The organism is Tepidibacter aestuarii, assembly GCF_934924865.1.
GTDB lineage: Bacteria > Bacillota > Clostridia > Peptostreptococcales > Peptostreptococcaceae > Tepidibacter_A > Tepidibacter_A aestuarii.
In genome coordinates this window covers 1,947,253-1,970,192 of sequence record NZ_OW235315.1, presented here as the reverse complement: position 1 = coordinate 1,970,192, position 22,940 = coordinate 1,947,253, and the positions used below count along the sequence as shown (strand labels likewise).

Annotated in this window: 21 protein-coding genes, 1 pseudogene and 1 other annotated feature; of the genes and pseudogenes, 15 read left to right on the top strand and 7 right to left on the bottom strand. The window is 30.0% G+C overall.

The window, feature by feature from the left end:
- Positions 1-2: 2 nt before the first annotated feature.
- The 9 genes from aroQ to trpA all read left to right on the top strand — a co-directional run bounded on the left by aroQ (position 3) and on the right by trpA (position 8,536).
- The gene (gene aroQ / locus M2214_RS09765) at positions 3-434 is read left to right on the top strand and encodes a type II 3-dehydroquinate dehydratase (protein WP_248476871.1); all 432 of its coding nucleotides are present in this window, start codon (positions 3-5) and stop codon (positions 432-434) included.
- Positions 435-469: 35 nt separating this feature from the next.
- The gene (hisC, locus tag M2214_RS09760; RefSeq protein ID WP_248476869.1) at positions 470-1,582 is read left to right on the top strand and encodes a histidinol-phosphate transaminase; all 1,113 of its coding nucleotides are present in this window, start codon (positions 470-472) and stop codon (positions 1,580-1,582) included.
- A 99-nt stretch (positions 1,583-1,681) separates the two neighbouring features.
- Positions 1,682-1,945 (top strand) — a binding site (T-box leader).
- Between the two features lie 158 nt (positions 1,946-2,103).
- On the top strand, positions 2,104-3,573 hold the full coding sequence (gene trpE, locus M2214_RS09755) for an anthranilate synthase component I (RefSeq protein ID WP_248476867.1): 1,470 nt from the start codon (positions 2,104-2,106) through the stop codon (positions 3,571-3,573).
- A complete protein-coding gene (locus M2214_RS09750) occupies positions 3,570-4,133 on the top strand; it encodes an anthranilate synthase component II (protein ID WP_248476858.1) in 564 nt (187 codons plus the stop codon). The genes trpE and M2214_RS09750 overlap by 4 nt, the downstream gene beginning before the upstream one ends.
- An 18-nt stretch (positions 4,134-4,151) precedes the next feature.
- Positions 4,152-5,171, top strand: coding sequence for an anthranilate phosphoribosyltransferase (trpD, locus tag M2214_RS09745; RefSeq protein WP_248476856.1), 1,020 nt, complete (start codon positions 4,152-4,154; stop codon positions 5,169-5,171).
- Positions 5,168-5,944: an indole-3-glycerol phosphate synthase TrpC gene (gene trpC / locus M2214_RS09740; RefSeq protein WP_248476854.1), complete on the top strand. Its 777-nt coding sequence runs from the start codon at positions 5,168-5,170 to the stop codon at positions 5,942-5,944. The genes trpD and trpC overlap by 4 nt, the downstream gene beginning before the upstream one ends.
- Before the next feature lies 1 nt (position 5,945).
- Positions 5,946-6,548: a phosphoribosylanthranilate isomerase gene (locus M2214_RS09735; RefSeq protein ID WP_248476852.1), complete on the top strand. Its 603-nt coding sequence runs from the start codon at positions 5,946-5,948 to the stop codon at positions 6,546-6,548.
- Position 6,549: 1 nt separating this feature from the next.
- Entirely contained in the window at positions 6,550-7,752 is a 1,203-nt protein-coding gene (gene trpB, locus M2214_RS09730; RefSeq protein WP_330651480.1) for a tryptophan synthase subunit beta, read from the top strand.
- Positions 7,742-8,536 carry a tryptophan synthase subunit alpha gene (trpA, locus tag M2214_RS09725; RefSeq protein WP_248476850.1) on the top strand — a complete coding sequence of 265 codons (795 nt, stop codon included), beginning with the start codon at positions 7,742-7,744 and terminating at the stop codon, positions 8,534-8,536. Before trpB ends, trpA begins: the two co-directional genes overlap by 11 nt.
- Before the next feature lie 197 nt (positions 8,537-8,733).
- On the opposite strand, the gene M2214_RS09720 is transcribed toward trpA, so the two are convergent.
- Entirely contained in the window at positions 8,734-8,934 is a 201-nt protein-coding gene (locus tag M2214_RS09720) for a transposase (RefSeq protein WP_248476841.1), read from the bottom strand.
- Positions 8,935-9,100: 166 nt separating this feature from the next.
- Between M2214_RS09720 and M2214_RS09715 the strand changes: the two genes are divergently transcribed.
- The 3 genes from M2214_RS09715 (at position 9,101) to M2214_RS09705 (ending at position 13,563) form a co-directional block, all read left to right on the top strand.
- A complete protein-coding gene (locus M2214_RS09715; RefSeq protein WP_248476838.1) occupies positions 9,101-10,819 on the top strand; it encodes a sigma 54-interacting transcriptional regulator in 1,719 nt (572 codons plus the stop codon).
- A 260-nt stretch (positions 10,820-11,079) separates the two neighbouring features.
- Positions 11,080-12,042, top strand: a complete 963-nt coding sequence (speB, locus tag M2214_RS09710; RefSeq protein WP_248476822.1) for an agmatinase — start codon at positions 11,080-11,082, stop codon at positions 12,040-12,042.
- 75 nt (positions 12,043-12,117) lie between these two features.
- A complete protein-coding gene (locus M2214_RS09705; protein ID WP_248476812.1) occupies positions 12,118-13,563 on the top strand; it encodes a YjiH family protein in 1,446 nt (481 codons plus the stop codon).
- Between the two features lie 435 nt (positions 13,564-13,998).
- On the opposite strand, the gene M2214_RS09700 is transcribed toward M2214_RS09705, so the two are convergent.
- The 5 genes and pseudogenes from M2214_RS09700 to M2214_RS18480 all read right to left on the bottom strand — a co-directional run.
- Positions 13,999-14,184 (bottom strand): glycosyltransferase, encoded by a 186-nt coding sequence (locus tag M2214_RS09700; protein ID WP_248476809.1) that lies wholly within the window; start codon positions 14,182-14,184, stop codon positions 13,999-14,001.
- 13 nt (positions 14,185-14,197) lie between these two features.
- On the bottom strand, positions 14,198-14,482 hold the full coding sequence (locus M2214_RS09695) for a glycosyltransferase family protein (RefSeq protein WP_248476807.1): 285 nt from the start codon (positions 14,480-14,482) through the stop codon (positions 14,198-14,200).
- A gap of 199 nt (positions 14,483-14,681) precedes the next feature.
- Complete coding sequence (locus tag M2214_RS09690; RefSeq protein WP_248476805.1) at positions 14,682-15,929, bottom strand: glutamate-5-semialdehyde dehydrogenase; 1,248 nt, start codon at positions 15,927-15,929, stop codon at positions 14,682-14,684.
- Between the two features lie 55 nt (positions 15,930-15,984).
- Positions 15,985-16,776 (bottom strand): glutamate 5-kinase, encoded by a 792-nt coding sequence (gene proB / locus M2214_RS09685; protein WP_248476803.1) that lies wholly within the window; start codon positions 16,774-16,776, stop codon positions 15,985-15,987.
- A gap of 209 nt (positions 16,777-16,985) precedes the next feature.
- Positions 16,986-17,098, bottom strand: a pseudogene (locus M2214_RS18480) (transposase); the annotation flags it as partial.
- Between the two features lie 263 nt (positions 17,099-17,361).
- Between M2214_RS18480 and M2214_RS09675 the strand changes: the two are divergent.
- On the top strand, positions 17,362-18,132 hold the full coding sequence (locus M2214_RS09675) for a dimethylarginine dimethylaminohydrolase family protein (RefSeq protein WP_248476801.1): 771 nt from the start codon (positions 17,362-17,364) through the stop codon (positions 18,130-18,132).
- Between the two features lie 15 nt (positions 18,133-18,147).
- Positions 18,148-19,593 carry an alanine/glycine:cation symporter family protein gene (locus M2214_RS09670; protein ID WP_248476799.1) on the top strand — a complete coding sequence of 482 codons (1,446 nt, stop codon included), beginning with the start codon at positions 18,148-18,150 and terminating at the stop codon, positions 19,591-19,593.
- A gap of 604 nt (positions 19,594-20,197) precedes the next feature.
- Here the strand turns inward: M2214_RS09670 and M2214_RS09665 are convergent.
- A complete protein-coding gene (locus tag M2214_RS09665; RefSeq protein WP_248476797.1) occupies positions 20,198-20,449 on the bottom strand; it encodes a hypothetical protein in 252 nt (83 codons plus the stop codon).
- A gap of 1,020 nt (positions 20,450-21,469) precedes the next feature.
- On the opposite strand from M2214_RS09665, the gene M2214_RS09660 reads away from it, so the two are divergent.
- The gene (locus M2214_RS09660; protein WP_248476795.1) at positions 21,470-22,900 is read left to right on the top strand and encodes a Na+/H+ antiporter NhaC family protein; all 1,431 of its coding nucleotides are present in this window, start codon (positions 21,470-21,472) and stop codon (positions 22,898-22,900) included.
- Positions 22,901-22,940: the final 40 nt, after the last annotated feature.

Here is a 22,940-nt window from a genome sequence, read left to right as displayed (position 1 = left end):
CCTTGAAAGTACTAATAATAAATGGCCCTAATATTAATTTTTTAGGTATTAGAGAAAAAGATATATATGGTGAAAAAACATATGAAGAAATATGTTCATACTTATATGAAAAAGCAAGAGAGTTATTACTAAAAATAGATATAGTTCAGAGTAATATAGAAGGTGAAATTGTAAACTATATACAAAATGCCTATGGTGTTTATGATGCGATTATAATAAATCCTGCAGCATATACTCATTATAGCATAGCAATATATGATGCTTTAAAAGCAGTACAAATACCAACTATTGAAGTTCATATAAGCAATGTTCATGCAAGGGAAGAATATAGAAGAAAATCTGTAACTGCTCCGGTATGTATTGGGCAAATTTGTGGATTTGGAATTTATGGATACGTTATGGCTATGATGGTATTTGTAAATATGAATATTTAAATTTATATATAATGTAAAAATAAGGGGTTGAAATTATGAGTGAAAATCTGTTTAGAAAAGAAGTAGCTTCTATAAAACCGTATATACCTGGAAAGTCTGTAGATGAATTAAAGAAGGAATTAGGTATTGAAAATATTGAAAAGCTTGCATCTAATGAAAATCCATTAGGGCCATCTTTAAAGGCTATTAATGAAATAAAAAAAGAATTAGATAGTATACATATATATCCAGATTCTAACTGCACTAAGTTAAAAGATGGATTATGTAAAAGATACAATCTAAAGCATGAAAATATAGTTGTAGGTAATGGTGGGGAAGAGCTTTTAAAAATAATAGCTCAAACTTTTATAAATGAAGGCGATGAAGCTATAATGGCTAACCCTACATTTGGAAAATATGCGAGTGAAGTTCTTTTTATGGGTGGAGTTGCTCATCAAATAGATCTTAAAGACTATAAGCATGATTTTGAAAAATTTGTTCAAAAAATCAACGATAAGACGAAATTAATTTATGTATGTAATCCAAACAATCCGACTGGAAATATAATGACTAAGGATGATATTGATTATTTAGTAAAGAATACTCCGGAAGATGTAGTTTTAGTATTTGATGAAGCTTATTATGAGTATGCTGTAAAAAATGATAAGTATCCAGATTCTTTAGAGATATTAAGAAAAAGACCAAATACTATTATACTTAGAACATTCTCAAAGGCTGTTGGAATTGCATCAGTAAGAGTTGGATATTTACTTACATCAAGTGAAATAACTAGTGCTATGAATAAGATGAAGATGGTATTTAATGTTAACAGGTTGGCTCAAGCTGCAGGAATAGGAGCTTTAAATGATGATGATCATATAGATAAAACTGTAGAGCTTAACTATGAGTGTATGGGAATGATGGAAAAATATTTTGAAGAAAATAATATAGAGTATATAAAGTCTAATTCAAACTTTATATTTGTAAATGTTGGAGTTGATTCAAAAATAGTATTTGAAGAATTACTCAAAAAAGGAATAATAGTAAGACCTGGATATTTTTGGGATTGGAAAAACTGGTTAAGAGTTAGTACAGGAACTAAAGACCAAACTCAAAAATTTATAGATGCATTGCAAGAAGTGTTAGAAGAAAATAAAATACACGCTTAAATAAGAGGGGTTTATAAATATAAAAAATTAGAAATAGTTACTAGACAAATACGATGAATCATGTTAAAATAATAAAAAATATCAAAAATTACGAATATTAAAAATTCGACGATTAGAAAAAGTAAGTAATACATGAAGTTATAGAGAGTTGGGGATGGTGGAAGCCCGATATGAATTGGTTACTGAATGGTTCTATGAGAAGCGGTGTGAAATCGTAGGAGAGTATCACTTGTCGTGGGTCTCACGTTATAGGGACAGAGTATCGAAATAGATAGGTCTATTTCTGTACTTGGAAGAGAGAGATGGTAGTGATACTATTTTAAATTAGGTGGCAACGCGGAATATAAACATTTCGTCCTATATATTAGGATGAAGTGTTTTTTTTATTTTCTGTACAATTTTGTTACTTTTTTAGAAGGTAGTATTATATCTAATCAGGGTGGCAACGCGGAATATAAAGTATTTCGTCCCTAATTATAGGGATGGAATGCTTTTTTTTATTATAAAAAAGAGGTGATAATATGATTTATCCAGATTATTACAAATTCGAGAATTTAAGTGAAAGTTCAAAGATGGTTCCTATCTGTATGGAGATAGAAGGAGATATGGATACACCAATTACTCTATATAGGAAGCTTTGCAAAAGTAAAAACAGCTTTCTTTTAGAAAGTGTAGAAAATGGTGAAAAATGGGGAAAGTTTTCTTTTATTGGGAGAAATCCGTTTATTATTGTAAAATGCAATGGCGATAAGGTAATTATTAATAAAGAAGATAAAGTTATTAATAAAAAAGGAAATTCAATAGAAATTATTAAAAAATTAATTAATGATTATAAATCTCCTAAAATTAACAATATGCCTGATTTTACAGGTGGAGCAGTAGGATATATGGGATATGACATTATAAGAAATTATGAAAAACTACCTAATGTAAATAAAGATGATATAAAAATGCCAGATGTACACCTTTTAATTACAAAAGAGGTAATTGCTTATGATCATACAAAACAGAAGATAAAAATCATTGTTAATACATTAATAAAAGATGAGATAAAAAAATGTTATGAACAAGGAATAAAGAGATTAAAAGAAATAAAAAAAGAAATATTAGAAAATAATTTTTATGTTGAAGAACAACGAGAAAATTCAGAAGAAATAAAATATTCAAGCAATGAAACGAAAGAAGAATTTATGGAAAAAGTCTTAAAAGCAAAAGAATATATAAGAAATGGAGATATATTTCAAGTTGTATTATCACAACGATTTGAGGTTGAAACAAGTATTAATCCATTTAAAGCATATAGAACGTTAAGAACTTTCAATCCATCACCATATATGTATTATATAAATTTTGGAGATTATCAAATAGTTGGTTCATCACCAGAATTACTAGTAAAAGCAAATAAAGGGATAGTAGAAACGTGTCCTATAGCAGGAACAAGACCTAGAGGAAAAGATATAAAAGAAGATGATAAGTATTCTAAAGAATTATTAGAAGATGAAAAAGAAAGAGCAGAACATTTGATGCTTGTAGATCTTGCAAGAAATGATATTGGTAAAATATCAGAATTTGGAACTGTTAAAGTAAACCAATATATGCAAATACAGAAGTATTCTCATGTTATGCATATTGTATCAAATGTAATTGGAAAAATGAAAAAAGAATACGATATGTATGATGCCTTAGTAGCTTGTCAGCCTGCTGGAACAGTATCTGGAGCACCAAAAGTAAGAGCTATGGAAATAATTGATGAACTAGAAAATAACAAAAGAGGTGTATATGCAGGTGCAATTGGATATCTGGGTTTTAACGGCAACATGGATACCTGCATAGCTATAAGAACTGTTGTATTTAAAGATAATACTGCTTATATACAGGCAGGAGCTGGAATTGTTGCTGATTCTAATCCAGAAAGTGAGCATAACGAAACATTAAAAAAGGCGAAAGCTCTTATTGAGACAATAAAAAAAGTAGGGGAGGGAGAATATTGATTGTAATAATAGATAATTATGATTCATTTACGTATAACCTATATCAGTATATAGGAGAAATAAATCCAGATGTTAGAGTATTTAGAAATGATGCTATTACAATAGAAGAATTAATGAAAATGGATATTAAACATATAATAATTTCTCCAGGGGCTGGTTTTCCAAGTGATTCTGGAATATCAAAAGATGTTATTAAAAAATTAGGAAAAGACATTCCTGTACTTGGAGTATGTTTAGGCCATCAAGCAATAGGCGAAGTATTTGGAGGAAAAATAGTTCATGCTAATAAAATGATTCATGGGAAAACTTCTATGATTAAACATAATGAAACAGATATATTTAAAGATGTTCAAAATCCATTAGAAGTAACAAGATATCACTCTTTAGTTGTAGAAAAAAATTCTATTTCAGATCAACTTATTATAACTGCTCAAAGTTCAGATGGAGAAATTATGGGTTTAAAACATAAAAAATATCCTATATATGGATTGCAATTTCATCCAGAATCCATTTCAACTAAGGGTGGGAAAAAAATATTAAAAAATTTTTTAGGATTATAAGTATTGGGGGTTATATATGTGATAAAACAAGCAATTAATAAGTTAGTACAGAATGAAAATTTAAGTGAATCTGAAATGATCAATGTTATGAATGTGATTATGGAAGGAAAAGCAACATCAGCACAAATAGGATCTTTTTTAACAGCACTTAGAGTAAAAGGGGAAACGATAGAAGAAATTACAGGAAGTGCTAAAGTAATGAGAGATAAATCATTACATGTAAAAATAAATAAAGAGTATTCTATTGATACTTGCGGAACAGGTGGAGATGGGGCAAATACATTTAACATTTCTACTATAGTAGCATTTATTGCATCAGCTTGTGGAGTTGCAGTTGTAAAGCATGGAAATAGATCTATTTCAAGTAAATGTGGAAGTGCAGATGTACTAGAATTACTAGGGATAAATATAGATTTAAATTCTTGTGAAGTAGAAAAGTGTATTGAGGAGATTGGTGTAGGGTTTATGTTTGCTCCTAATTTCCACAAATTAATGAAGAATGTAATAACTCCAAGAAGTGAATTGGGTATAAGGACCATATTTAATGTACTTGGTCCATTAACAAATCCAGCTAGGGTAAATGGACAGGTGCTTGGGGTATTTGATGAAAAGCTTACAGCGGTTTTAGCAGGGGTTTTAAAGGAATTGGGTGTTGAAAGAGCCATGGTTGTACATGGATTAGATGGATTAGATGAAATTACGACTACTACAAAAACAAAGGTAACAGAGCTGAAAAATAATAATATAAGTACTTACTATATTAATCCTATGGATTTTAATATACCTATAGCAAATAAAGAGGATATACTAGGAGGACAAATAAAAGATAATGCGGATATTATGTTAAGAATATTAAATGGGGAAAAAGGTGCAAGAAGAAATATAGTTTTACTAAATGCTGGGGCTGCTATATATGTTGGAAAACAAGCAGATTCTTTAGAAGATGGAATTAATAAGGCAAAAGAAGTACTAGATAATGGCTTTGCATTAAAGAAGTTGAATCAACTTATTGAACTAAGTCAGGAGATGAAAAAATGATTTTAGATGAAATCGTAGATTACAAAATAAAAAAGGTAGAAGAAGAAAAGAAAATCATTAGTATTGATGAAATTATTTCTAAGTTAGACAACTGTAGTAAAACAAGAGATTTTGAGAAAGCCATGTCTGATAATAAAGAATTAAATATTATAGCAGAAGTAAAAAAAGCATCTCCATCAAAGGGCATTATAAAAGAAGCTTTTGATCACATTTATATAGCAAAGGAATATGAAAAAAATAATGTAAGCTCTGTATCGGTATTAACTGAAGATAGGTTTTTTCAAGGAAAGAATGAGTATTTATCTGAAATAAAAAAAATAACGTCTGTTCCTATTTTAAGAAAAGATTTTATCATCGATCCCTATCAAATTTATCAATCTAAGTTATTAGGAGCGGATGCAATACTTTTAATTGCAGCTATTTTATCTAAAGATAAACTGATTAAATTTCAAAATATAGCAAAAGAACTAGAACTTGACTGCCTAGTAGAAATACATGACGAGACTGAATTAGACATGGTATTAAATACAGAAACAAAAATAATTGGAATTAACAATAGAGATTTAAAGACATTTAAAACAGATATCAAAACAACAGAGAAATTAATAAAACTAATACCAAAAGATAAGATTATAGTAAGTGAAAGTGGAATAAATACAAGAAATGATATGAAATTTCTTGAAGGCTTAAAAGTGAATGGAGTGCTTATAGGAGAAAGTTTAATGAAATCAAAATATATAAATGAAAAATTAGATGAGCTTAGGGGGAGATAGATTGACAAAAATAAAAATATGTGGACTCAAAAGAGAAGAAGATATTTTATATGTAAATGAGTTACAACCAGATTATGTTGGATTTGTATTCACAAAAAGCACTAGACAAATAGATAAATACAAAGCAAAAGAACTAATAGATATTTTAGATAAAAATATAAAAAAAGTAGGAGTCTTTTTAAACAACTCTTTTGAGCAAGTAAATGAAATAGCAAAATATTGCGATTTAGATATACTTCAATTTCATGGAGATGAAAGTCCTATGTATTGTAATCAGTTTGATTATGAAATATGGAAAGCATTTAGAATAAGGGACGAAACGAGTTTAAAGGAATTAGAATCATATCCTGTAAAAGGTTTTTTACTAGACACTTTTGTAAAAGGACAGTATGGAGGAACAGGAAAAATATTTAATTGGGATATAGTATCAGATATAAATAAAGATAAATTTGTTATTTTAGCAGGAGGTCTTAAATGTGAAAATATAAAAAAAGCAATAAAAACTGTAAAGCCACATGTTGTAGATTTAAGCAGTGGTGTTGAAGTAAATGGAGTAAAGAATTTTGAAAAAATAAAAAAAATTATAGAAAGTGTGAGGGGATAAAATGAGTAAACTAGATATGCCAAAAAGATTTGGTAAATTTGGAGGACAATTTGTACCAGAGACTTTGATGAATGCATTAATAGAACTAGAAAGAGAGTATATAAGGGCTAAGGAAGATGAAAAATTTCAAAATGAATATAAATATTATGTTAAGGAGTATTCAGGAAGACCTACACCATTATATTTTGCAAAAAATTTAACAGAAAAGCTAGGAGGAGGGAAAATATACTTAAAAAGAGAGGATTTAAATCATACAGGTGCGCATAAAATCAATAATGTTATTGGGCAGGTTTTATTAGCAAGGAGAATGGGAAAAAAACGTATTATAGCAGAAACAGGAGCAGGTCAGCATGGAGTTGCAACTGCTACAATATGTGCCATGTTTGGATTAGAATGTGAAGTTTATATGGGAGAAGAAGATATAGAAAGACAATCGTTAAATGTATTTAAAATGAGATTACTAGGTGCAAAAGTAAATTCTGTAGCCTCAGGTACAGGGACTTTAAAGGATGCTACAAATGAAGCTATTAGAGATTGGGTTACTAATGTTGAAAACACATTTTATGTGATTGGTTCTGTTGTAGGACCTCATCCTTATCCAACGATGGTAAGAGATTTTCAAAGGATCATTGGTGATGAGGTGAAAGAACAAATATTCCAAAAAGAAGGAAGAAATCCAGATTATCTGATCGCTTGTGTAGGTGGAGGAAGTAATGCCATGGGGTTATTTTACCCATTTGTTGCCCAAGAAAAAGATATAAAAATATATGGTGTAGAAGCAGGAGGACTTGGAGTTGATACAGATAAACATGCAGCTACTATTAGCAAGGGATCTATTGGTGTGATACATGGAATGATGACATATTTACTTCAAGATGAATATGGTCAAATTACACCAGTACACTCTATATCAGCTGGGCTTGATTATCCAGGAATAGGTCCAGAACATGCATATTATCATTCTATAGGTAGAGTGAAATATGAAGCGATAAATGATGATGAAGCAGTAAATGCATTTCAATATCTAACAAAAGTAGAAGGTATTATTCCTGCACTTGAAAGTTCTCATGCAGTGGCTTATTTAATGAAGTTAGCACCAAACACAAAAAAAGATGACATAATTGTACTGAATTTATCAGGTAGAGGAGATAAAGATGTAAATACAATATTAAATGTGATAGGGGGAACAAAAAATGAAAAGTAGAATAAGCGAAAAATTTAATACATTAAGACAAAAAAATGAAAAAGCACTAATTACTTATATAACGAGTGGAGATCCTGATCTAGATACTACCTTAAATCTAGTACTTGAAATGGAAAAAGCAGGAGCTGATATTGTTGAGCTAGGCATACCTTATTCTGATCCTTTGGCCGATGGTCCAGTGATACAAAGGGCAGCTCAAAGAGCTTTGAAAGCAGGAACAAATATTGATTCTATTTTTGATATGGTTTCTAAAATAAGAGAGAAGACAGAATTACCTCTTGTGTTTTTAGTATATTTTAATACTATTCATAGATATGGAATAAATAGGTTTTTAGATAAGTGTCAAAACAGTGGAGTTGATGGATTAATTATTCCAGACTTACCATTAGAAGAGAGAAGAGAATTAAATGAGATTATGAAGAATTACCCTATTGACTTAATTGCTTTAGTTGCACCTACATCTGAAGATAGAATAAGAGAAATTGTTTTAGATTCTGAAGGATTTGTTTATTGTATATCATCAAAGGGAGTAACTGGAACAAGAGAGTGTTTTGAAGTAGATTTATCAAATTTTATAAATAAAGTAAAGAAATATACTACGATACCTTTAGCCATTGGATTTGGTATATCCAATAAAGAAGCTATAAAAAATTTAAAGGGATTATGTGATGGGCTGATTATTGGAAGTGCGATTGTTGAGAAAATTGAAAAAGGACTAGAAGAGGAAGCAGTTAAAGATAAAGTTTTTAATTTTGTAAGTGAATTGCATGGAGCTATTGAGTAGATATAAAAGGTTTATTGTAGAAATAAATTTAATTCAGATGAAGTCATTACTCCATCTGAATTTTTGCGTATTATTAGTTTAGGGGTATTTAACTTTAATAAGGCGTGGTATTGGGGCAGCCGGTTTCCTGATGCCTACAGAATACGACTTAAACATATTACTATACATCATACTTTGAAGAATCTTCTTTTATGAATTTAAATTTTTGTTGTTTTGTTCCTTGAGAAAGGTTGAATACTTTTTTTAATTTCGAATTCCTTTATCCATCTATATACCATATCTCTAGATAATTCTAATTCTTTAGCTATATGCGATATTTTCTTATCTTCTTCAATAACTTGTTTAACAACTTGAATTTTAAATTCCTTACTATATTTTTTTCTATGAAGTTTTATCATACTGTTACAGTGATGTTCGACAATAATAGTATTGGTTCGTCAAAGGAATTTATTTTTATATAAAGAAATAATTAAAGATATGATTTTATTAAATATCGCCTATTGAAAGAAGGTATTGAGGATGTTGAGTGGGGATTTTATTTTAGAAAAAAATTTTTATATTGATGTGAATGAAAAAGATCAAAGAAAAATACTAGATATATTCCAGGTAGCTGAGACAACTCAGCTACCTGTTGTTGAAGATAATAAGATTGTAGGAATATTAGATTTATTCTCTTTCACAAAAACATTTAGTTATAAAGAAAAAGTTTCAGAAATAGTAAATAAGAATATTGTAGTTGAAAAAAAAGATAGTAGCTTAATCAACTTTAATAAAATACAACAAAAAATTCTACCAATTGTTGATGATGATGGAGTATATATGGGATTTATAAGAAGTGAATTAATACAAATAAAAAATGAAAAAAAGATATTAGAAAGATTGTACTCAAAACAGATGCAGCATTATATATATTTAGAAGAAGAGCTTAAAGAAATTATCAACTCATCCTCTGATGGTATTCATGTTACAGATGGAAATGGAATAACTTTATATTTTAATAGTGCATGTGAGCGAATAGATGGAGTGGACGCTAGTAATATTGTAGGAAAACACATGAAAGAATTAGTGAAATGTGGAATATATTCAAAATCTGTTGCTCTTGAAGTATTAGAAAAAAAAGTTCCTATTACAATATTACAGAAGGTTAATGGGAAAGAAATAATGGCTACAGGCACACCTATATTAAAGAATGGGAAAATAAGTAAAGTAGTAATTAACTCTAGAGATATAACAGAATTAAATAATTTAAAAAGACAATTAAAAGATGCTCATAATATTAAAGAAAAATTCAAATCAGAACTTGAACTTTTAAGATGGGAACAAATGAACGAAGGTAATATCGTAATCAAAAGTTTTAAAATGAAAAAAATTCTAACCTTAGCAGTACGCGTAGCGAGGGTTGACTCTACGGTATTAATTCAAGGGGAATCAGGTGTTGGTAAAGGAGTAATAAGTAGGTTAATTCATCATAATAGTAGTCGAAAAAATAAACCGTTTATCAAGATTGATTGTGGTTCTATTCCAGAATCTCTCTTAGAATCAGAACTTTTCGGGTATGAAAAAGGTTCTTTCACTGGGGCTGCTAAAGAAGGAAAAATAGGATTAATTGAACTTGCAAATGAGGGAACACTATTCTTAGATGAGATTGGAGAGTTGCCACTTGAATTGCAAGCTAAGCTTCTTAGAGTTTTACAAGATAGAGAATTTTTAAGAATTGGCGGCAAAAAACTGATATCTGTTGATATTAGGATTATTGCTGCGACTAATAAAAATTTAAAGAAAATGATTGATGATAAGAAATTTAGAGAAGATCTATATTATAGATTAAATGTTGTACCTATATTTATTACTCCACTTCGCGAGAGAAAAGAGGATATTCAACCCCTTATTATGAACTGTTTGGATAGATTAAATAAAAAATATAAATTTGCTAAAAGAATAAATCCAAAAGCACTAAAATATCTTATCGAATACAGTTGGCCAGGAAATGTCAGAGAGTTAGAGAATATTATAGAGCGCTTAATTGTTACTACAAGCAATGAAGTAATAGGATTAGAGGATCTTCCTAATTTAATCACTAATTATACATCAAAAAATGAAAATATAATTAGTATAGGAAATCTATCTCCATTTAAAGACACTATGGACAGCTATGAAAGAAATCTCTTGCTTAATGTAATGGAGAAGTCTAAGAATACAAAAGAAATGTCTGATATTTTAAAATTAGATCGTAGTACAATAAGGAGAAAACTAAAAAAACATGATATAAGTATTTCTTTTTAAAAAGAGGCAAATTTGCATTGTGGAGGCAATTTTGCCTCTTTTTCTTAATCAAACAAAAACAGTAGACAAGCATGATTCTTTACATAAAATAGGAGGCAGTTTTGCCTTCAAGATTTTAATTTAATATTAAACTCTAAAAGGTAAACACTCTAAAGTTAAGTATTTACCTCATTTTTAATCAAAGTTTAAAATTGGCACAGTACTTGCTTAAATATTAAATAATTGAACGAAAATAAAAATTATAAATGGGGGTATGAATTATGAAAGAAACAAAATTAAATCAGCCAGCTAGTGCTTTAAACTCACCAAGATTTTGTAATACAGGAACATTTATGCGTTTACCAAGGTTAGAAACAACAGAAGGTTTAGATTTTGCTATTATAGGTGTGCCTTTTGACACTGCTAGTTCATTTAGGACTGGTTCAAGATTTGGACCAAGTGCTATCAGAAGTATATCAGCACTTATAAAACCTAACAATGTGAATCTACAAGTAAATGTATTAGAGAATTTAAATGGGGCAGATTATGGAGACATAAATATCGTTCCAGGTTACATTGAACCAACTTTTCAAAATATTGAAAATGGATTGCAGGAAATAGTGGATGCAGGAGTAATTCCTATAATTTTCGGTGGAGATCATTCAATATCACTTCCAAATTTAAGAGCTATAGCTAAGAAGCATGGCCCTGTTGCATTAGTTCACTTTGATTCGCATGCAGATATAAATGAAGAAGTGTTTGGACAAAGACACAATCATGGAACTCCATTTCGTAGAGCTGTAGAAGAAGGCCTTATAGACCCTAATCATACAATACAAATCGGAATGAGAGGTTCACTATATGATCCTAACGAACATAAAATTGCTGAAGAGGAATTAGGATTTAGACTTATTCCAGCGCATAAAGTTAGAGAAATGGGTTTTGAGGCATTGATACAAGAAATTAAACAAAGAGTAGGGGATAAAAAAGTATTTTTAACCTTTGATATAGATTTTGTTGATCCAGCGTATGCTCCAGGTACTGGTACTCCTGAAGTAGGAGGATTTACATCATATGAAACATTAACCGTTATCCGTGCCCTTAAAGATCTTAATTTTGTTGGTTGTGATATTGTTGAAGTAGCTCCACAATATGACCCAACTGAAATGACCGCTTTTATGGCTGCAAATGTAGGTTTTGAATTTATTTCAATGCTTGCTTTACATAAAAAATTAGAAAAGTAATAATTTTAGTCGCTATATCTATTGTTTTTGTAATAGTTCGTTGCAATATAAACATGGTATGATTGGAGGATTATTATGTCTGATACTACAATGAATACAGAAACTAATGTTGATGTTAATGAACCTAATGATCTCGATTCATTAAGATTGGATAAAAGAAGTTATAAAATAGGTTTATTAAAATCAATTTTCTTTACTGCTATAGCAGTAATAGTATTCTTTGTTCCTTTTAATATTGGTGGAAAATCCGATGTTCTATTTGGTTTTATTTATAATTACTTTATAAAACTATTTGGAAGTTTTGGATTATGGGCTATAACTGGTGTTATAGTAATTAATGCTTTTGCAAGCTTTTATGGTAAATTTGTTGCAAAAGAAGGTAGTAGGCTTCATGAGTATTTTGAACATGATTCAGTTTTTCATCCTTTTTTCTATCTTTTAGGGGCAGCTTACACAGTTATATATACTTTACATGTTAGTTTTGATCAATTTGTTGGTCCTGAATGGATTGTAGGAGGGGCTACAGGTGGAACGGTTATTCCAGCCATAGTTATTGGAGTCGCATGGATTATTCCTGTTGGAGCATTCTTTATGCCTTTCTTATTAAGCTATGGAGGAATCGATTTTGTAGGATCTATACTAGAGCCTTTAATGAGACCAATATTTAAGGTTCCTGGAAAAAGTGCTGTAGATGCGATTGCATCATTTGTAAGCTCTTCATCAATGGCCGTTATCATTACAAGTAAGCTTTATAAAACTAACATATATACGAAAAGAGAAGCGTCAGTAATTGCAACATGCTTTAGTGCTGTAAGTGTGGGTTTTGCAGTACTTGTAATTAAAACAGCAGGCTTAAGCGAACATTTCATTAAAGTATATTTTTCATCGCTGCTTATTGCTTTTATAATTACCATTTTTATGGTTAGAATTCCTCCACTGTCAAAAAAACCAAATGTTTACTTCAATGGTAGAAGACAAACTAAAGAAGAAATAGTTAGTGAATCTAAATTTGAGTTAGGTATTTTCAAGAAGGGTATCGACAGAGCTGCTAAAAGAGCATATACTGCAGAAAATATTTTTAAAGAAATTAGCTCAAGTTTAATTGATGGTTATACAATACTTCCTAAAGTACTTACATTATTGTCTGCTGTAGGTATAACTGGTTTGATTGTTGCGGAATATACTCCATTTTTCCATTGGGTAGGTATGTTGTTCATTCCGATATTGAAAATATTTGCTATTCCGAATGCTGCTGAAATAGCACCTTCTGTTCCAGTAGGAATAGCAGAAATGTTCTTACCAGTTTTATTAATAGCTGACAAAGTAGATGTATTAGATATTGGTGCAAGATATTTTATTACTACTTTATCAATGGTTCAAATTATTTTCTTCTCAGAAACTATAGTTGTTATGATAGCTACGAGATTACCAGTTAAGTTATCGGAATTAATTATTTGTTTTTTAGAAAGAACACTAATTGGAATCCCGATAATTGCATTATCTATGCATATACTATTTTAACAACTTTCATTTATGTAATATAAACTTAATCAAATTTATTAAATATAAATAATCTAGAAATAGTGTAGGGTTTAAATCCTACACTATTTCCATATTCTTTGTGTTTTGAGAAATTCTTGCATATATCCCAGAACAGATATAGGACTCATCAACATTTGATCAAATAGTACATATGTTATAAATCCTAAGGTGTTTTTTCTGATTTTAAGATTTAAATTATAAAATACACTTTTTTGATAACGATATAAAATGTAATTTTGAAGTAAAGCAAGAGGTAGGACAAACAGTGTTGTTAGACCAACAATCCAATAATATCCGAAAAATGCTAAAATTAATCCAGGTATCCAACAAAAAGTATATACAAAATCTAAGTAAGGCATTACTAAATTGCACCCAGTAAGATATTTAACTGTATATAGCGGTTGCCTCCATGGTTTAAACTTTTAATGCTTCTATCATCCCTCTTGCCCATCGACTTCTTTGCCTATAAAAATATTTTAAAACGACAGGAACCTCTGTAAAAGCAACTGCTAATGGTTCAAAATACACCTTCCAATTATTACTAAGAAATTTCCATGTCAAAACTATATCTTCACCAATAGCATCAGGCCATCCACCCACATGTTTTACTGCGTTAGTTAAATGCTCCTTGTGCTACTAATGTTCCCTGGAATAATCCCTGAAGTCTCTTTATACTTGCAATTCCTAGGAAGTAATCCCATTCTTGAACTTTTGCCAATAAATTACTACGACCATTACGAACTAACACTGTTCCTGCTATGGCACAAACATCATCTGGAGCTGTTAACATTCTTGAAATAATATTTCGAATTGCTAATTTATGGAGTAAAGTATCTGCATCTAATGTTAAAACATATTTCGTTTCTAGATGGTTTCCCCCATAAAAGTTGGCCACCAAAAAATACCTACACCATATATGTTTGATCCATTCTCAACGGCTTGTTTAATTGCCTTAATAGCAGACAATATATTTTCTACATATGGATTATGATATACAACTAAGCTATTCTTCGTTAGTAGGAAGGGATTAGCGGAAGAAGCTTAGATCTTTTCTGATTAGGAGCTATGTTTTCAATTTTTTAAATTCGTTATATTTCTTACTCTCTAATCTGACCATTTCCATAAATTATGTACTTAGTTGAAGTAAGCTCTTTTAGTCCCATAGGACCTCTAGCATGTAATTTTTGTGTACTTATTCCTATTTCAGCACCAAAACCAAATTCGGATCCATCTGTAAATCTTGTGGATGCATTTACATATACTGCTGCTGCATCAATTTCTTCTAAAAATCGTTGGGAATTATGGTAATTATTAGTTATTATAGCTTCAGAATGCTTTGTTCCATAGGTATTTATATGATTAATAGCATCATCTATAGAATCTACAACCTTAACAGCTATAATATAATCTAAATATTCCGTAGCCCAATCTTTTTCTGAAGCTTGTACTACATAGGGAACAATCTTTTTAACTATTTCATCTCCACGAATTTCTACATTTTTTTTCTTAAGACTTAGGCATATTTGTGGTAAAAATTCTTCAGCTATGTCTTTATGAACCAAGAGAGTCTCTGCCGCATTACAAACTCCCGGTCTTGAGGTTTTAGCATTATTAACAATTGATGTAGCCATATTCATATCAGTATTTACATCTATATAGATATGACAGTTTCCAACTCCAGTTTCGATTACTGGAACAGTACTGTTTTTTATTACAGATTGAATAAGTGCTGCTCCACCTCTTGGAATAAGTACATCTAAATATTCGTGTAGCTTCATTAAAGCTATGGAACTTTCTCTAGAAGTATTCTCTACAAGCTGTACGGATTCTTTAGGAATATTAGATTCTAACAAAGCATCTTGTAATATCTCTATAATAGCAATATTAGAATTGATAGCTTCTTTGCCACCCCTTAAAATCACAGCATTACCACTCTTTAAACACAGTCCAAAAGCATCCACTGTTACATTAGGCCTAGCTTCGTATATTATTCCAATAACTCCTATTGGAACCCTTTTCTGACCTATCATCAATCCATTTTGCATTTTTTTCATAGAGATTACTTCACCGGTAGGGTCATTTAAGGCTGCTATTTGTAAAAGTCCTTCTGATATAGATTTAATTCTATTTTGATTTAGCATTAATCTATCTAGTAACGCTCCATTAATACCATTATCTTTAGCATTAATTAGATCTTTTTTATTTGCATTTATTATTTCATCTTGTCTTTTTAATATTAATTTAGCAGCATTTTCTAATGCTTTATTTTTAGCATCAGGAGATAATTTTGCCAATACATAACTAGATTTTTTAGCCTTTTCCCCTTTGATTTTCAGATTTTCCATTTTAAACCTCCTACTATTTCAAATATTTATACTTTTAAACTATTAATTAGATTTACTAAGCTAAAAATAAAGTTCCTAAATCTTCGCCAGATAATATATCATATATTATATGAGGATCTTTTCCATTAGCAATCACCATATCAACTCCTGATTCATTACATATTTTTGCAGCCGATATTTTAGTTATCATGCCACCTGTTCCAAATGTTGTACCAGCACCACTAGCTACTTCTTCTATTTCACGAGATATTCCATTTACGATAGAAATTATGTTAGCTGAAGAATCTTTTCTTGGATCATTAGTATACAACCCGTCTATATCAGATAATAAAATCAAAATGTCTGCCTTTATTAAAGATGCTACAGTTGCTGATAACGTGTCATTGTCTCCAAATTCAATCTCATCAGTTGCGACAGTATCATTCTCATTTACAATGGGAATGATACCCATATCTACAAGAGTGTTAAAAGTATTTTCTGCATTATTCTTTCTAATAGAATTATCCATTACATCCTTTGTTACAAGAATTTGAGCCACCAATTGATTATATTCTTCAAAAAATTTCTGATATATTTTCATTAATACAGCTTGACCTATAGCAGCAGCAGCTTGTACTTCTGGTAATTTTTCTGATCGCTTTGTTAATCCTAGTTTCTCATTTCCCACCACAATAGATCCAGAAGAAACTAAAATCACTTTTTTCCCTTGATTACGTAAATCAGTTAATACTCTTGCTAATTTTTCCAATCGATTAAAATTTAACCTTCCATTGGAGTAGGTTAGAGTAGAACTACCTACCTTAATAACTATTTTGTCCGCTTTTTTTAATTTTTCTCTATATTGCATAAAATCCCTCTTTCTATTTGATATTAAATGATTATATCAAAAAATGTATGTTAATATTTGAGATAGAATTATATTTATTTATTTATTTATTTATATATACTTTTTTACTAATTCATAATGAAATTATTTTATTTTAAAAATATAGAAAAAAGCGATGACTTTTGTAATGACACAATTTCATTGTTTTTTATTACTTTTGGTTCATATTAGCCATTTCTATCTTTTGGTATACTAAGTTTTATTTCTCCAAAACCAGATAGAACATTTTTAGATCTATATCCATTTCTGCTGTTTTTGTTTTTTTATTCTTATAATCATATTGTTTAACAATAGAAGAAGTAGAAAAATCAAATGATAAATAATAGTACTAGCTTCGAATTTGAAAATATATAAACACTAATATAATTAAGATAACATTAGTGCTAGATAGAACTCTGGAAACCTTTGAGGTCCAGAGTTTTTTGTATAAGGAATAGGGGCTGTCTGCTTTAGAACCACAAATCATTTCATATGAACATATTTATTTTGGCATAACATATATTATATAAACAAACTATAAAACAAAAATTTGGAGGAGGATTTAGTATGTTTAAAAATGTAATTGTAAAAAGACCATCAAGATCAATGGTAGAGGGCATAACATCAGCACCAGAATTAGGAAAACCAAATTATGAATTAGCATTAAAACAACACGATAAGTATGTAGAAGCTTTGAAGGCTTGTAATGTAAATGTAACAGTTTTAGATGCAGATGAAAGATTTCCAGATTCATGCTTTGTAGAAGATACTGCAGTAATAACTAAAAACTGTGCAATAATAAGTAATCCAGGAGCTGAGTCTAGAAATAAAGAAACAGAGGATATGATAGATACTATAAAACAATTTTTCTCAGAAGATAAAATAGAGTACATAACAGCACCAGGAACTTTGGAAGGTGGAGATGTTATGATGGTTGGAAACCACTTTTATGTAGGTAAATCTGCTAGAACAAATGAAGAAGGATGCAGACAATTCATAGAGAAGTTAGAAAAGCATGGACATACGGGTTCTGTAATTGAATTAGAAGAAGTATTACATTTAAAAACAGGTTTAGCATATTTAGAAAATAATAATTTATTAGTAGCAGGCGAGTTTATTGAAAAAGATGTATTTAAGGATTTTAATAAAATAATTATAAGTAAAGATGAAAGTTATTCTGCTAACTGCATATGGGTTAATAATACAGTATTAGTTCCAGCTGGATATGAAAAAACTAAAAAAGCAATAGAAGAAAAAGGATATAAGGTTATAGAAGTTGATACTTCTGAGTATAGAAAGCTTGATGGCGGATTAAGCTGTTTATCACTTAGATTTTAAAAATAGGGGGATTATATGCAGACAAGAGCTTTAATTGAGAATATAGTTTGGAATTATCTTTGGGGAATGCCTCTAGTACTTATATTGCTTGGAACAGGATTGTATTTAACTGTAAAGACAGGATTTTTCCAATTTAGATTTGTGAAAGCTATTTGGAGAGAAACTAAAAATCAACTATTTAAAAAATCGGATAAAAAAAATGGAGAGGGTATGATATCTCCATATCAAGCTATGAGTATGGCACTAGGGACTACTATAGGTGTAGGTAATATAGGTGGAGTTGCAACTGCTATAGCTATAGGTGGTCCAGGAGCTATATTTTGGATGTGGATAGCAGGTCTATTTGGGATGACAATAAAAATGGCTGAGATTACATTGGCTGTTCATTATAGAAGTAATGGTATAGGAGACGAAACTTTTGGTGGTCCTACTTATTATATGAAAAAAGGCGTAGGAAAGCAAAAAGGATTTAATAGATTTTTCAAAATATTAACAGCATTATTTTCACTTGGATTTATTATAGCAATATTTATAAATATACAAACATATACTGTATCAGAAGCTGTAGCGAATACTTTTAATATAAATATGATGATAGTAGGGGTGATTTACACATTACTATTATATGTTATGATAGGTGGTGGATTAAAAACTATTGGGAAAATAGCATCTAATATAGTTCCTATAATGTGTATATTATATATATTAGCTGGATTATTTATAATAGGTAAAAATGCAGCAGTATTACCATCTTCTATAAGTATGATATTTAAAAATGCATTTACAGGAACAGCCGCATTTGGTGGATTTACAGGAGCTACATTTGCAATAGCTATAAAGACAGGTATGTCTAGATCTGTATTTTCAAATGAAGCTGGATGGGGTTCTGCACCAATGATACATGCATCATCAAAAGTAGATCATCCTGTGAAACAAGGTGTGTTAGGTGTTTGTGAAGTATTTGTAGATACATTTATAGTGTGTAGTGTAACCGCTTTAGTTATAATAACAACAGGTCAATGGAGTTCAGGTTTAGATGGAGCAACACTCACACTAAGTGCTTTTGAATCAGGGTTAGGTTCTTTTGCTAGAATAGTATTAGCATTAGCAACTTTCTTGTTTGGTATAACTACATCATCAGGTATATATGTTCAAATAGAAGTTGTACTTAGATATTTATTAGGGGAAAGACCTTTAAAAGATAAGTTTTTAAAATTGTATAAATGGATATATCCAATACCAGCACTAGGATTTGTGTATATGTCTGTTTATTGGGGTTATGAAGGGGCAACACTGTGGTTATTATCAGATATAACAACAGCATTACCTATATTTGCCAATATAATTGCATTATTTATATTATCGCCTAAGTTTATAGACCTTTTGAATGATTATAAGGCTAGATATTTAGGTGTAGGTAAGTTAAATAAGAAATTTAAAGTATTTCATGAAGACAAGTAAGAATTATATAAAGCAATAAGTTATTTCGTGTAAATAGAACCTAAATTTTTAGGTTCTATTTTTGAGATTATATTCTAGCTAAATCGGATTCAGGCTGTTTTTTAATTGTATTCTCTTTTATCTATGACTTAAACCATTAACTATTTTTATATAAAGTAAGTCTTCGTTCAGTTACATTTATAGTTATTTATAGAATGTATCGCAAATATTGTGTGCAATGTAATTTGTGTGAAAATTTACTATTAAATATTATAATGAAATTTAACTATTACAAATTTCGCAATAGATATTAAATGCTAATAAATAGTTTATATGCTATATAGCATATAAACTATTATGAGTTAGTGAAGGGGGATATCTTATGTATAAAATTCGCTATGCTGATATTAATGACGCAAAAATATTAGGGAAGATTCATTCCCAATCGTAGAAAGTAGCATATATTGAAAAACTAATATAATGATATCGCTAAAGAATTTGAAAGAAATGCATTTTCGAATTTGATTTTTAAACGTTTAGGCATAAAGCTTTTCAAAGATAGTTATTCAGATCAGCTAAGGATAAACTCAATTTGCTTTTAATGAATCTAAAATATTTATTACCATTATCTATCAAATAATATTTTTTTCTTATTATAGTTATAAGAAAACATAGGATGTTGTATTTTCTGTTTAACTAAATATATTTTCATCAATTCAATAGCCATGGGCTTATCTCCATATTTTTTACAAAACATACGTATAACTCTCATTTTTTCTATATCCTTTTCCGTAGTTTTTATTCTCTGTATATATATATTAATGTCTTTTAATAAATGAGTGTTTTTAGTATTTTCTATTTTTTTAAATTCGAACATTTAACAACCTCCTTTTAAAATAAGTAAAGAACACAGCCCTTTACTTATTTTTCCATCATACAAAACTATCATCTTTGAAAGAAACATATGGTATTTTGAAATATTAAATTTTTGATGGTGGAAGATATCTTGGTGTACCAACTATAGAAGGCTTTTTCATCTGCTCCAACAAAAATCCCTACATGTCTACCTACATTTTTTTGATAAAACTCTAAATCTCCAGGTCTTAAATCTTTTCCAGATATAGTATACGTTTTCTTCCATTGATTTTTGGTACTGTAGATCGGTAACACGTATAAATGCAGTAATAACAGAGGAAGAGATTCAAGACGGGAAATATGAAAATATAAAAATAGATAACAAAGTATATGCAAGAGGATTAAATATTAATCATACAACGATAATGAGATGGGTTTATCAGTATGTACCAAAAATAGAAAATAAAATACGAAAATATCTGGAACTGACTAAGGAATTGATTTAGCATCTAATATTTTTTGCACAAAAACCAGATATTAAAAAAATATAATTGCAAAAGTATCTGAAAAAGTGTGTGATTGTTGTTAAATTGAATAAATGAATATTATAAGAGGTGTGATAATAACCTGAAATCACACCTCTTAGTTTTTATTCTAAAGATATTCTATAAAGTTTCATTAAAAAGGGTTAGAAACGACATGTTTTATAGAAATCTAGAATAGATTATAAAAGAAGCCTGTTAGGCCTGAATGGGCATATCTTGTTTAGTTAGACTATAAAGATTTTGGCTTAGATGATGAGAGACTAAATAATTTCATGATAAATAGAGCAAGGTTTGCCTTAGATGGCGGAAGTTGGTTTGGTAAAGAGGGTAATGGGTATATGAAAATTAATATTGCTTATTCTAGGGATATGTTATAAGAAGGACTTAAAAGAATTGAAAAAGCAGTTAATGAACATTTAGAGTAGAAATAAATCAAGAATAAAAAGGGAGGTGAATATTACAATATTCTTGATTTAAATAAATAAGGAGGGAAATTTATGGAGTATGGTATTCTAAGTATTTTGCCACCACTAATTGCAATTTTATTAGCAATTAGATCAAAACAAGTTTTTATATCTTTATTTGCGGGTATTTTCGCTGCAGAGTTAATAATGGTTAGTTGGCATCCTCTAAGTGCATTAAATAATTCTTTGAATGGTATTGTAGCAGTTTTTGCTGAAGGCTGGATAACAAAAACTATTATATTCTCATTTTTAGTTGGTGCAATAATCACTTTAATTCAAGCTTCTGGGGGTGTAGCTGGATTTATTGATTATTTAACTAAAAAAACTAAAACTGTAAAGAGTAAAAGAGGAGCTATGATGTTGTCATTCATCATTGGCATAGTAATATTTATAGAATCTTCAATTACGATACTTGTTTCTGGAGTTGTAGCTCGTCCTTTAACAGATAAGTATAAGGTTTCAAGAGAAAAACTTGCATTTATCTGTGACTCTACATCAGCACCTATTTGCGCACTTATTCCTTTAAATGGATGGGGAGCAACACTTATTGCAATACTTGGAGTTCAAGTAAGTGCAGGAGTTATCTCAGGCAATCCGGTACAAATATTAATAAAAAGCCTTCCATTTCAGTTCTATTCGATTATAGCTGTAATATCAGTATTCTATTACATTTGGACAGGTAAAGATTGGGGACCAATGAAAAAGGCTGAAGAAAGAGTAATGACAACTGGTCAGGTTCTAAGAGAAGGAGCTACACCTCTCGTTTCAACGGATGCAACAGATGTCCCAGTAAAAGAAGGTGTAACGCCAAATATGATGAATATGATATTGCCTTTAATAGTTCTTATTGCAATGATGCCAATTGGACTGTATGTTACTGGTGAAGGTAATATGATGGAAGGTTCAGGCTCGACTTCTGTATTTTGGGCAGTACTTGCATCTCTAGCATTTTGTGGAGTGTACTTTATAGCTAAGAAGATAATGAATTTACACGAATATATGGATTATTTCTATAAAGGTGTAGGAGGAATGGTACCTGTTGCATCGCTATTGATATTTGCTTTTGCTATAGGTAACTCTATTTCAAATCTTGGAACTGGAAAGTATATGGCAAGCATAGTTGAAGGAAGGATTAATGGAGCACTTGGACCAGCAATAATATTCATTCTTGGTTGTATAATTGCATTTTCAACTGGCACAAGCTGGGGAACATTTGCAATACTCATGCCTATAGCAATGCAAATGGCAGTAGCTATGGATGCAAACATATATGCAAGTGCTGGAGCGGTAATTTCAGGCGCTATTATGGGAGATCATTGTTCTCCAATATCAGACACTACGATTTTAGCATCAATGGCATCGGCATCAGACCATATTGATCATGTTAAGACTCAGATACCATATGCTCTAGTATCAGCTGCTATAGCATTTGTATTATATGTTATAGTAGGATTTGTTGGTTAAAGAAAACGCATTTGGAGACCCGCTGTCAGTTAGTAGTGGT